The sequence below is a fragment of the Acaryochloris sp. 'Moss Beach' genome (assembly GCF_021497025.1).
Lineage (GTDB): Bacteria > Cyanobacteriota > Cyanobacteriia > Thermosynechococcales > Thermosynechococcaceae > Acaryochloris > Acaryochloris marina_A.
The window spans coordinates 57,139-67,864 of record NZ_CP071723.1 but is presented as its reverse complement, the minus strand read 5'-3'; the positions used below and the strand labels follow the sequence as shown (position 1 = coordinate 67,864).

Genomic DNA, 10,726 nt, shown 5'->3' with positions numbered 1-10,726 from the left:
TTGTCTTCGCATCTGTACTAATTCTGTTATTTCTACTCTTTTCCCGAGCATTAATTCTTAGAGGTTGATCTAATCTATCTGCAGAGCACTTTCAATGTGAATAAAGTATGAATATCTAAGAATCTTGTCAAATCAAGAACCCTGAACAAAAAATGCTGCTGAAGTCCTTAATTTTATAGAGTTACTCGATAAACCAATTGAATAAGCTTAGAGCAACTTGAACGAAATCTATGCATGCCTGGCGACTAATAATAAGAACCCTTAAAGATACTCTATCCCTCTTGAGTGATCTTGATTTGAAGCTATTTTTGGAAATAATCTCCGAATGGCTAGACATTATTTCCCACCGTAAGGATACCTATCATGTTTGAGTGTTTTACTGAAAAAGCCATTAAGGCAATTACACTTGCCCAGGAAGAAGCCCGTCACCTCAAGCAAACATGTGTTGGAACAGAGCTAATTTTATTGGGTATCATTGCTGAGGGAACTGGAATTGCAGCGAAAGTCCTAAATTCTTTAGGAGCCAACCTCGAAGAAGTACGAATTGAAGTTGAAAAATTAGGGGTAAGTGGAACAAGCTCTGTAGAAAAAGTTGACATCCCCTTTACCCCTCGAAGCAAAAGGGTACTGGAGCTAGCCCTGGAAGAATCTCAACAGTTAGGGCATAACTATGTGAGTACTGAGCACTTGTTGTTGGGGCTTACCAAGGATGAGCAAAGTATTGCTGTACAAATTCTTGTGAACCTTGAGATTGACTTCATCGATATTCGAACTCAAGTGATGCAGATGCTCTATAAACCAATAGCACTTCCCTCTAGTCGTCGTCCAAGCAAGCTGGGTAACCAAAACTTAAAAAAGACGCCCATCCTCGACGATGTAGGCACCGACTTAACCCAGCTTGCAATAGAGGGCAATCTTGATCCAGTCGTGGGTCGCCAAAAGGAAGTGCAGCGAATGATCCAAATCCTTAGCCGCCGTAGGAAGAACAATCCCATCTTAATTGGCGAACCCGGAGTGGGAAAAACAGCCCTAGCAGAGGGACTGGCACAACGTATTATCAATCACGATGTTCCTGAGACCTTAGAGGGGAAACGAATTCTTACGCTCAATGTTGGCTCCTTATTAGCGGGTACAAAGTATCGGGGTGAATTTGAAGAACGACTCAAGGCAATTGTGGAGGAAGTTCGCAGCAATGGCGATGTCATCCTAGTAATTGACGAGATTCATACCTTAGTTGGCGCTGGGGCAGGAGAAGGTGGACTAGATGCGGCAAACATCCTCAAACCATCTTTGGCCCGAGGCGAACTTCAGTGTATCGGTGCAACCACCCTCGATGACTATCGTCAGAACATTGAGCGAGATCCTGCTCTAGAGCGACGGTTTCAGCCTGTGATGGTAGACGAATCCAGCGTTGAAGAGACCATTCAAATATTGCAAGGTTTGCGAAGTTGTTACGAGCAACATCATCAGCTTGAAATTTCTGATCTGGCTTTAGAAGCAGCAGCTAAACTTTCAGATCGCTATATCTGCGATCGCTTCTTGCCGGACAAAGCGATCGATTTGATTGATGAGGCAGGCTCACGGGTCCGCATCAGCCACTCCAAAAGCTCCCCTGCGGATAAAGAACTCAATCAAGAATTGCGGCAGATTCTTAAGGACAAAGGGACTGCTACTCAAAAACAAGATTACTCTCTTGCTGGAGAACTACGCATTCGCGAAGTTGAGATTCAGAAAAAGATTCAGAGTGCTAGCCAAACTGGGTTCTCCATGTCTACTGTTCCTATTTCCCTAATTGTTAAAGAAGACGATATTGCCCATATTGTTGCTTCTTGGACAGGCATTCCACTTCATAAATTGACGGAATCTGAGTCTGAAAATCTATTGCAAATAGAAGACATCCTGCATCAACGTATCATTGGCCAGGAGGAAGCTGTTAAAGCTATTTCCCGTGCCATTCGCCGAGTCCGCACGGGGCTTAAAGATCCCAACCGTCCCATTGCCAGCTTTATCTTTTCAGGTCCAACAGGAGTTGGGAAGACTGAATTGGCAAAGGTTCTGGCATCTTCTTATTTTGGATCTGAAGCTGCCATGATTCGGCTGGATATGTCTGAGTACATGGAGGGCCACACGGTTTCTAAGCTGATCGGTTCCCCTCCTGGCTATGTCGGGTTCAACGAAGGGGGGCAACTCACGGAAGCAGTTCGGCGAAAACCATATACAGTATTGCTATTTGACGAAATTGAAAAAGCCCATCCAGATATATTCAACCTACTGCTACAGGTCCTGGAAGATGGCCGCCTGACTGATGCCAAAGGCCGTACTATAGATTTCAAAAATACTCTATTGATCATGACCTCTAACATTGGCTCAAAGGTGGTTCAAAAAGGAGGAAGTGGATTGGGCTTTGAGTTTTCTGCAGATCAAGGTGCTGCCCAATATAGCCGCATGGTCTCAATTGTTAATGAAGAACTCAAACAGTTTTTCCGTCCTGAGTTTCTAAATCGTCTTGATGAAATTATTGTTTTCCAGCAGCTCAACAAAACTGAGGTTAAGCAAATTGCTGACATTCTACTGCAGGAAGTGTGTATTCGATTAGCAGAGCAAGAGATCACTTTGGAGGTCACTGATTTGTTTAAGGAGCGGCTAGTAGATGTAGGCTATGATCCCGAGATGGGAGCGCGTCCGCTACGTCGAGCGATCACACATCTTTTGGAAGATTGTCTTGCTGAGGAAATTCTGACCAGTCGTGTTAAGGCAGGAGATGAAATCGTTATGGATATCGATGAGGTGGGGCAAACAAAAGTTCTCATTAAACAAACAGAGAAGAGTGATTGAGGAATATAAGTAAGCTTCTACCAAAGCCTGATATGGGTAGGTGGAGGCGTTAGAGTATCACTACCTATCAATCAGTTAATATCTTACTATTATGAAGTTACAAGGTGTTTAGTTTAGATGCGTTGTATTGATTAAGCTATATGCCAAGAATACCAATCCGCTTTTAGTAAGCAGATTGGTATTCAAGATTCCACTTTCAATACTCAATAAAGATTAAAAGAAATCTATGTCAATTCGTATTAGTAATCTTGCCGATGACGTTACAGAGATTGCTCTAAAAACAGTATTTTCATCATATGGGACAATAAAAAAAGTTAAGCTTCCAACTGATGAAAAAGGCCGTACACGCGGCTTTGCTTTTATTGATATGGAGTCTGATACTGAAGAAAAAGCTGCTATTGAAGCCCTTGATGGTGCGGAATGGATGGGTCGAGATCTGAAGGTCGATCAAGCGAGACCTCAGAAAAAATATAGAGTCTCATCATTAGGTAGTGAGCATAGGACTGATCGTCTTTCTCAGGCTGATAACTTTCACAAGTGAGCCATTTTAGAATTCAAGATTTGAGAGTACCTAGAAAAATAGGTAGTAGGCTGAGATAATCTCATCCTCCCTTTGGAGTCACCTAGAGATAAGTACTTCAGACAAAACGTATTGACTGAATACATCAATCTTGTAGTCTTTGTTCTGCAGTATTCCATCAAGGGGGCTGAGATAAGTACCTGTGCAGAATTATTTACAACAGTTATCCTCTCTGGATATGACTTTTAGGCTACTCAAGTATGTAATTATTTTTGGCTAGGTACTTAATCTCACCTCACCACCTAACTGGTTCCATTAATGAAAATCAGCTTTAGTAGCGATTTCCACCACCGCCTCTATTTTCACGGGGCTTTGCCTTGTTCACTTTCAGGTCACGTCCCATCCACTCAGCACCATCTAGTTCCTCAATAGCTTTGGCTTCTTCAGCATCATTACTCATCTCGACAAAGGCGAAGCCACGCTTGCGTCCTGTTTCTCGGTCAGTGGGAAGTGTGGCACTTTTTACGGTGCCATATTCTGCAAAAACGGTTCTTAGGTCTTGCTCTGTAACGTCATAAGAGAGGTTACCAACGTAAATTGACATGCAGTCATTTCCAATATTAGTGATGTTCATGCTACCCGATTCCCATTTTTCCCTTTGAGAATAAAAGCAATCTTCATAGAGATGTGATGTATTCCAGGTATTCAGTTTGCTGACTTATGCTTAAGTCCAAAGCTATTTATAAGAAACTTGTCAATCTCTTTCAGGATGTGAGATAGCAGGATATGAGTGTTGTTAGATTCTCGCGAGAAATCGAATTAATTTTGGGTAAAAGCGTAAATACTCTTATTTATCTTCCGTCAATTGATTTAAATGAATGTGCTTATAGCCGACCTTGATTTCAAACTCATCACCCGTCTGTAAACCCATTTTTTTCGGTGTAGGTAGACCCGATGACCACCTGCCCATTCTGATGAACTTTGACTCGATAGGTTGCCTCTCGACCTCTACCGTCGTTATTGGCATCACCATCTAGTGAAATGCCCTTGGCTTCCAAAATGGCATTCATAAAACCACTTAGGTTAACTTGCTTGCCGACTACATAGCCACACTCTTTCGCTTTATCCCGCTTCGAGAGGTGAGATAAATCCTTGAGCTTTTTGAGTAGTTCTTTCCCGACTAGGGGTTGAATATCTTTTTTCTTTGCGGCTGTTTTTTTCTTTGTTGTTGTTGTTTTCTTTGCGGCGGCTGTTTTTTTAGCCATAAATACTGTATATCCTTGACTGAACTGAATTGAGAACAATTTTGCCTACTACAACTCCTGATTTCTCGATGAGTGCGGGGTAGATGTCAGCAAAATCAAAACTGAATAAAAATATAGAGTTTTTTTTACTGAATTATCTGCAAGTATTGCAGTTATTGGATTATAAGTGAATCTGGTGGTCAGAATTGAATGGGAGTATGAAAACCATCCCTGATCAAAACCCTGAGTTATTTTCTCGCTGAATAAATGTAAAGTTCATTGTGCCACAATGAACAGAATCTCTGAGCATTAGATAGCCCTATGAATAACCTAATTCCATTGCATAGGAAGACTCCCTGTGAGATTCTTCTGTCTCAACCTAGTTCATTTACTGAAGCAGAAGCGGATGTACAGTCCTTAAAAAAGGGACAACTGCTATTGGTCAATTTAGCGGATTTGCCTTCTACATCAGCACAGAGAATTAGTGATTATCTAGCGGGCAGCGCTTATTCTCTATGCGGTCAGTTCACTGAGGTTGGCAATGGTATTTACCTATTTGCTCCACCCACTATCCCGCTTCAAACAGCCTCAGAAATAACTGACGAAGATCAACCCCCATCCCAAAATTAAGCTTTCTCCTGAATTCCCCCAGACCTTATCCCCAAAAGCTACACTGAATTTATCTTGGCAGAGAATATTTGTATGAACCCTAAACTCATCTCTCTGAAGCCCAAACCACCAGCCGACCTCCCAGAGAAACCCTCGACAAACACCGAAGCACCCCCCTGCATACCCAGACAAGGCATCATTCCCGACCATCGACAGGAAAGATGATCTGCCAGTGAAGCGCAAGGCGACTCCACAGCCTGAAGACGATGATCGCATCACTGAACCCACTCCCAAATACGACCGCAGCGAACCCACCGACACACGAAGAACACAGCGAGGGTATTCAGCTCGGCAAACACCAGGAAGAGTCCGACCCCCCAGAGTATCCAGAGACTTTGAGTCCAAATTCCACGCACTTGAGAAGCGTCAAAAGACTCTGATTGAGCAGACCAAGCAAAAGGGGCAGCTTGAGTATCTGACCGTTTCCCAAAGCAGTTCAGGGAAGTATTGGATCACCGTCGAGGGCAGCGGCAAGCCCTTCATCAGAATTTCGTTTGAAACGCCTGAATTTTGCTTTGAGTGTGCCTTGGAATTAGAAGACACATTCGATGTGTTGCAGGTTTTGAGTCTGCGGCCAGGGGAAACCATTGAACGGATTGAGGAGATGATCGGGGTGTGGTTGGATCGGGAGCGGGTGGCGAAGGCTTGGGGTTGATTAGGGGAAGCTATTGGACGACTTGAGAATTAGCAAGCAACTCAGTTCGAGCGTTATTCCATGTGTGTACTTAGCTAAAACCTTTGACCTGCAACATCCCATGAAAACACGAATCATTCAAAAACATCTCAGGAGCTGCTCGAAAGATGAACTCATAGAGATGTTTTTAGAACTGGCTAAGGATAATGCCGCCGCTGAACGTTTCTTAAACTCAAAAGTTGGTATCACAACCTCAGACCACAACTTTGATGAATACAAGGCGTATGTTCGCTCTGAATTTTTCCCTGTTGGGGATCATGGAGGTGGCAACCCATCAATCGCATATCAGATGGTTCAGAAAGTCGAAGCAGAAGCAACAAGTTCTAATCAGGTGATTAATTTCATCTACTTTTGTGTTGAGGCAGGTGTGGATTATACACTGGCCTACGGAGATATCGATGAGAAATTCTATATGGCATTTGAAGATTTGTTTGAACGGGCGGCCAAACTAGCATCTAAAAATAGATTGCAAGATAACTACTTTTCTCAGGCAAAGAATATTGTCCGAAGTACTTCTGAAATGGGTTGGGGCTTCCATGATGAGCTTTCACGAATCTTCAAAAAGTACTTTATATCTGCGAAATATAGCTGAGTAGCTGAGTTTATCATCATGCTGTTCGTCGTTTTTTGATGTTTCAATTTCCACACTCTTTTTATAATTGCTAAGATCAAGTGCTGCCCTCCTCAAGCCTTGAAATTATTCAGAAAGTGAACAAGACAAGAAAATAGTGACTTTAACTTTCATGACAACAGAATATTCTTGGGCAGAAAATCAACTATTGAAGATACATTGCTGAGCTATTAAAAGCGTCTTCTGGTGTGCCCTGAAAAGTACCGTTATTGAACACACAAGGCTCATACTTGTTGTTACTGTAGGTATAAAATGCCATTGCCCACTTTTCCGCATCGCCACTGTAGCGCAAGCGGCACAGATGGATCGGCACTGTCCTCAAAAACTCAATCCGCTCTTCCCGCGTGCAGCCATAGAATTCCTCGTTAAAATTCTCCGCTGGTACCTCGGGTTCTAGGTAGGCATCGATATAGCAAAACTTGTCTCGAAAGCGCACGTCAATCCGATTGTATTTGCCAGCATAATGCTCTGCCGCATAGGCCAGTATGCGCTGTTTGATCGACTCTTTCAGTCGAGTTGGAATTTTCATGCCGCCTGAATGCGGATCGTATACCCAGGATGCCATTGCCAAAACGCCTACTCGTCGATATTTAATAAGATTAGGTCATCACGACTTGGATCATAACCGGGTAACAGTCTTATGAGCGATCAGGGTAATCTGAAAGCTTGTCGTTTCCTCTTCTGACTTGATCACCCAGTACATGCCCTGAAGTGGACAGTCAATAGGGAAGTCTCTAAGGTCCTAATTGTAGTTGGCTTAGAACTGCCTACCCCTGAGAATTCATCGATCACAACTCACCGTCAGCAATGGGTGCGTTCATATACTGGTAAGCGTCGAGACGCTAGGAGTTCAATAGTCGTCACCCACCTGCCTTTGAGGCTATAAGACTCCTTGGTAGTCTGGTCCACCTGTAATAGTTTCAACCCCCTGCCATTGCAGCTAGTCTTCCTCCAAAGATCCGCAAAGATATCGGCATTCAGGCACTCTCAAGAACTCAGCCATCACCCCACCCAAATTGTCTGCCCATAAAGCCCTCCCCGCTGCTCCACTCGAAAACCACCTAACAAAATCTCAATCCAAACTGCCACCAATGGCAACTGCACTGCTCTTTCCAAATTTGAGAATTACATCACTCCATCAACTTCCTAGTACTGCGTGATCGCATCCACCCAAGCCGACATATCTTCCCCTTCAATCACTAACGGGTTTGCACAGACTTCTGCAAGTCTAACTTCTGCAACATTGCTACAAGGTGCGGATCGTTAACACTTGAGGGGGTGTTGAATCAGGAGGATATAGCAATTCAACCTTGGCTCGAATTGTTCCTTGCGGAGAAATTGGCAAGGTGACTAGAGGTTTCCCCTGCTGACCGCATCGTTGTACCAGATGAAAATACTGTTGTTCAGGGACACTTTGGGTTGGAGACCCCTGAGGAAAGCTCAGTTTGATCGTCCCCCGAAAGCAGATCGGACCAGAGGGCGATTTTAGAAAACGGAGACCTTTGCGAGTCAGACGGTCCTCTTTCAGGGGAGTTTGCAGAGTAATGGTTACTGTCTGAGTGCGCTGAGTTATATTGTGTAAAGGTATATCTAGGTTGTACTTGAGACCATAGTTACCGTGAGCAAGATATGCCGTGTCATCGTAGCGCTTTAACATCGGAGCACTTTGGATTTGCCCAGTTCCGAATGTGCCTCGATGGAGTGAACTGATCACATAGGAGAATGCTTGACCAGATTTAGGGATTTTAAGTTCATTGGACTGAGGAGTATCCGTTACTGTCGCTCGCCACTCTCCGCCCTTTGAGATCCCTGCAACTCGGCCATAAATAAATTTGCTTCCCTTAAAATCAAGGGGAGAGGGCACTTTATCTCTTGGTTTTATCAATTCCCCTTTTGCTAACAATAGTTTCCAGGTTGCTAAGCTAGGACCGCTATACCAAGGAGTTCCATGCTTCGCCATGCTAGCGACATAGAGCGGGCCATCCGTTCTCAATCGCATCCAAGTAGTGCGACTGTTACTGGGGGGGGGGATAGCGCGATTGACCAACATGTGGCTTTTTCGAGGAGGAATAACAACTTTTGATGTCCAGCCGGGCTGGCTTTTGCCTCGAAGGATGACACTGGTAATTCGGCTACCCGGTCCCGAAAAAACTTTACCCGTCGAATCAACTATCTGACTTTTTAAGGGAACAAAGGGAGCATGGGCGCTGCTCAGAAAACTTGTTGCCTGAAGAACCTTAACTTGAACTGGCTTGCTGGTGGGATTATGGAGCAGTATCCCCTGATAGAGGGATCTCTTGCCTCTCCTTGAGCGACGTCGAGTCACATGATGAGCAAATACATAAAACTCTCCATTCAAGGCAAAATCGAGATGGGCACGAGGTGATGTTTTGCCTGATTTAGGAAAGGTTGACAGCAAGATTCCCCCTGTGTTGATAACCTCAGGACTATTACTATTCAAGAAAAGACTGTTATCCAGCTCTCCAGGTAATGCCCGTACGTCCTGCGGTATAACGACCTCTGAATGTGCAGCAATAGCAGGGGCCACTTGAGACAGGAATAAAGATGTTAGGAAAATTGATGACATATTGTGCCAGGTCGTAAACGAGCGTGTAAATCCTATCAAACTGTTCACTCTGACATTTTGATTAAAAGTGAATCTACTATGCGATGGTTTTCAACCAGCCTTCGGCTATCGCAGATTCATAGCCACCCGGAACTATTCTTGGTGAGTTCGCCCCCTGACTGCCTGACACATCTCTGAAAGCCTTTTCTTCGTAAGGGTTTGCACTGTAAGAATAGCAACGCTGCCTCTAAGGCAAAAGAGTTGGAGTTGAGTGACAATTACGTAGACAGAGGTTGTCGATTGCATAGTCTTCTCTAGGAATATCAGGATCTAGTTCAATCCAGAGATCACATCTGCAGAGAGAGCATCAGTCATTTTCAATTTTTTATAGCCTCATACAGGAAAGACACTAGGGTTTGTACTCCTAACGCAATTAGGGACCTCTAGTGCCAGCTCCTATTAAACCTCAACAGGTTCATCTTTATATGAAAACAAAACGATCTGGTTCTTCCCAAGAAACAGCAGCTGCCAAAGCCGGCATTTCCACTCGCACAGCCCACCGGATTGAAAGTGGAACCCATCGTCCCCCAACGAGGCCGTCCTCACGATTGGAAAACTCGCCAAGATCCACTGGATGGATTATGGGAATCAGAACTTCGGCCCATGCTAGAACGGGAACCTCGATTAGAAGCAACCACTTTATTTGAGACCTTACAAGAGCGTCACCCTGGGCAATATGATGACAAGATCAGAACCGTGCAACGCCGAACTTCTAAATGGAAGGCTGCGCATGGTAAGCCCAAGGAAGTGATGTTCAAAATTCAACATCATCCTGGCGAGATGGGACAGTCAGACTTCACCCAGCTCAAAGGTTTTAGTGTGACCGTTAAAGGTGAAGCCTTTCACCACATCTTGTATCACTATCGACTCACTTACAGCGGCTGGCAGTACGTCCAGGTGATTCAAGGCGGAGAGAGTTTTATTGGCTTATCCCAAGGACTACAAAATGCCTTGTCAGCCTGTGGTGGCGTGCCCAAAACTCATCGCACTGATAGTCTGAGTGCTGCCTACCGGAATACCGGCGGTCGTAATCCCCATTTAACCCAGTTGTATTCCACCCTGTGTGACCATTACCGAATGGAGGCGACACGCAATAACCTGGGCGTCTCTCATGAAAATGGGGCGATTGAGTCGTCCCATGGCTATTTTAAGCGGCGATTATGCCAAGCCCTGTATCGTCGAGGCAGCTTTGACTTTGCATCAGTGGCTGAGTATCAGCAGTTTATTGAACATGTCATTGTCAAGCTGAATGCCAAGTGTCAAAAGAAGTTTGACATAGAACAAGCTGTCTTACAGCCCTTACCTCGATACCGCACCCCTGATTATGAAGTACGTAGTGTCAAAGTCAGCTGCAACAGTGCAATTACAGTGCGCTGTGTCCTTTACACCGTCCCCTCTCGCTTGATTGGCCATCGGTTGAAACTGCACCTTTACCATGACCGCATTGTTGGCTTCCTAGGAACAACACCAGTAGTGGAATTGGCACGGATCCATGTCCATGGCTCTG

The 10,726-nt window shown here is 44.5% G+C and carries 9 protein-coding genes and 2 pseudogenes; 6 read left to right on the top strand and 5 right to left on the bottom strand.

Annotated elements, in window-relative coordinates; all coding sequences use genetic code 11:
- Positions 1 to 363: 363 nt before the first annotated feature.
- Both HRE53_RS32665 and HRE53_RS32660 read left to right on the top strand, forming a co-directional pair.
- Entirely contained in the window at positions 364 to 2,835 is a 2,472-nt protein-coding gene (locus HRE53_RS32665; RefSeq protein ID WP_235112870.1) for an ATP-dependent Clp protease ATP-binding subunit, read from the top strand.
- A 226-nt stretch (positions 2,836 to 3,061) separates the two neighbouring features.
- Positions 3,062 to 3,376: an RNA-binding protein gene (locus HRE53_RS32660; RefSeq protein WP_235112869.1), complete on the top strand. Its 315-nt coding sequence runs from the start codon at positions 3,062 to 3,064 to the stop codon at positions 3,374 to 3,376.
- 310 nt (positions 3,377 to 3,686) lie between these two features.
- Here the strand turns inward: HRE53_RS32660 and HRE53_RS32655 are convergent, their stop codons facing one another.
- On the bottom strand, positions 3,687 to 3,959 hold the full coding sequence (locus HRE53_RS32655; RefSeq protein ID WP_235112868.1) for an RNA-binding protein: 273 nt from the start codon (positions 3,957 to 3,959) through the stop codon (positions 3,687 to 3,689).
- Positions 3,960 to 4,202: 243 nt separating this feature from the next.
- A pseudogene (locus HRE53_RS32650) lies at positions 4,203 to 4,620 on the bottom strand (AbrB family transcriptional regulator).
- Positions 4,621 to 4,920: 300 nt separating this feature from the next.
- Between HRE53_RS32650 and HRE53_RS32645 the strand changes: the two are divergent.
- From HRE53_RS32645 to HRE53_RS32635, 3 genes are all read left to right on the top strand, one after another.
- Positions 4,921 to 5,229, top strand: a complete 309-nt coding sequence (locus tag HRE53_RS32645) for a cell division protein SepF (protein WP_235112867.1) — start codon at positions 4,921 to 4,923, stop codon at positions 5,227 to 5,229.
- Positions 5,230 to 5,440: 211 nt separating this feature from the next.
- Complete coding sequence (locus HRE53_RS32640; RefSeq protein ID WP_235112866.1) at positions 5,441 to 5,923, top strand: hypothetical protein; 483 nt, start codon at positions 5,441 to 5,443, stop codon at positions 5,921 to 5,923.
- Between the two features lie 100 nt (positions 5,924 to 6,023).
- Positions 6,024 to 6,554, top strand: coding sequence for a hypothetical protein (locus tag HRE53_RS32635; RefSeq protein WP_235112865.1), 531 nt, complete (start codon positions 6,024 to 6,026; stop codon positions 6,552 to 6,554).
- Positions 6,555 to 6,738: 184 nt separating this feature from the next.
- On the opposite strand, the gene HRE53_RS32630 is transcribed toward HRE53_RS32635, so the two are convergent.
- The 3 genes from HRE53_RS32630 to HRE53_RS32620 form a co-directional block, all read right to left on the bottom strand.
- The gene (locus tag HRE53_RS32630) at positions 6,739 to 7,158 is read right to left on the bottom strand and encodes a hypothetical protein (protein ID WP_212667171.1); all 420 of its coding nucleotides are present in this window, start codon (positions 7,156 to 7,158) and stop codon (positions 6,739 to 6,741) included.
- 681 nt (positions 7,159 to 7,839) lie between these two features.
- Positions 7,840 to 9,180, bottom strand: coding sequence for a DUF3370 domain-containing protein (locus HRE53_RS32625; RefSeq protein WP_235112864.1), 1,341 nt, complete (start codon positions 9,178 to 9,180; stop codon positions 7,840 to 7,842).
- A gap of 132 nt (positions 9,181 to 9,312) precedes the next feature.
- Positions 9,313 to 9,465, bottom strand: a complete 153-nt coding sequence (locus tag HRE53_RS32620; RefSeq protein ID WP_235112863.1) for a hypothetical protein — start codon at positions 9,463 to 9,465, stop codon at positions 9,313 to 9,315.
- Positions 9,466 to 9,729: 264 nt separating this feature from the next.
- Between HRE53_RS32620 and istA the strand changes: the two are divergent.
- Positions 9,730 to 10,467 (top strand): annotated as a pseudogene (gene istA, locus HRE53_RS35465) (IS21 family transposase); the annotation flags it as partial.
- Positions 10,468 to 10,726 lie beyond the last annotated feature (259 nt).

Excerpts from the sequence above, each read along its gene's own strand:
- HRE53_RS32665 (WP_235112870.1), top strand. The coding sequence starts at position 364 with ATGTTTGAGTGTTTTACTGAAAAAGCCATTAAGGCAATTACACTTGCC.
- HRE53_RS32660 (WP_235112869.1), top strand. The coding sequence starts at position 3,062 with ATGTCAATTCGTATTAGTAATCTTGCCGATGACGTTACAGAGATTGCT.
- HRE53_RS32655 (WP_235112868.1), bottom strand. The coding sequence starts at position 3,959 with ATGTCAATTTACGTTGGTAACCTCTCTTATGACGTTACAGAGCAAGAC.
- HRE53_RS32645 (WP_235112867.1), top strand. The coding sequence starts at position 4,921 with ATGAATAACCTAATTCCATTGCATAGGAAGACTCCCTGTGAGATTCTT.
- HRE53_RS32635 (WP_235112865.1), top strand. The coding sequence starts at position 6,024 with ATGAAAACACGAATCATTCAAAAACATCTCAGGAGCTGCTCGAAAGAT.
- HRE53_RS32630 (WP_212667171.1), bottom strand. The coding sequence starts at position 7,158 with ATGGCATCCTGGGTATACGATCCGCATTCAGGCGGCATGAAAATTCCA.
- HRE53_RS32625 (WP_235112864.1), bottom strand. The coding sequence starts at position 9,180 with ATGTCATCAATTTTCCTAACATCTTTATTCCTGTCTCAAGTGGCCCCT.
- HRE53_RS32620 (WP_235112863.1), bottom strand. The coding sequence starts at position 9,465 with ATGCAATCGACAACCTCTGTCTACGTAATTGTCACTCAACTCCAACTC.